Raw genomic sequence first — 737 nt, 5'->3', positions numbered from 1 at the left:
GCCCCCGACCCCGACGCCGTCCCCGACACCGCGTCCGCCATGCTCAACTTCGACGGCATCTCCTACGCCAAGGGCGCGTCCGCCCTGCGCCAGCTCGTCACCTGGCTCGGCGAGAAGGACTTCCTGGCCGGCATCAACACCCACTTCGCCCGCCACAAGTTCGCCAACGCCACCCTCGCCGACTTCATCGACAACCTCGCCTCCGCCACCGACCGCGACGTCCACGCCTGGGCCGCGCAATGGCTGCGCACCACCGGCGTCGACACCCTCACCCCCGCCGTCACCGAGACGGAGGGCACGTGGCACGTCAGCGTCGGCCGGCAGGGCAGCCGCCCGCACCGCCTCGCCGTCGGCGCGTACGACCGCGACCCCATCGACGGCGCGAGCCTGGTCCTGCGCGAGCGGTTCGAGGTCGACGTACCCCAGGACGAGTCCGCGACCGCACGCCCCGGCCGCCGCCCCGCGCTCGTCGTACTCAACGACGGCGACCTCACCTACGCCAAGATCCGCCTCGACGAGCAGTCGGAGGAGCCGGCGCTGCGCAACCTCTCCGCCGTCCCCGACGCCCTCACCCGCGCCGTCCTGTGGAACACCCTGCGCGACATGGTCCGCGACGGCGAACTGGCGCCCGCCGACTACCTCGAAACCGCCCTCGCCCACCTCCCCGAGGAGACCGACCTCGCCATCGTCCAGGGCGTGCTCGCCTTCGCCCACGGCCAGATCGCCGACCGCTACCT

At 72.9% G+C, this 737-nt stretch carries 1 protein-coding gene; it reads left to right on the top strand.

Going from position 1 to position 737, the window contains the following annotated elements:
* Window positions 1-737 (top strand): ERAP1-like C-terminal domain-containing protein (locus E2E34_RS34825; RefSeq protein WP_208765424.1); only part of this gene is annotated, 737 nt, incomplete at both ends.

Source organism: Streptomyces albidochromogenes, assembly GCF_005981925.1.
In the GTDB taxonomy this organism is placed as follows: domain Bacteria; phylum Actinomycetota; class Actinomycetes; order Streptomycetales; family Streptomycetaceae; genus Streptomyces; species Streptomyces albidochromogenes.
The sequence above is the reverse complement of the archived record's forward strand: the minus strand, read 5'-3'. Positions and strand labels throughout refer to the sequence as shown.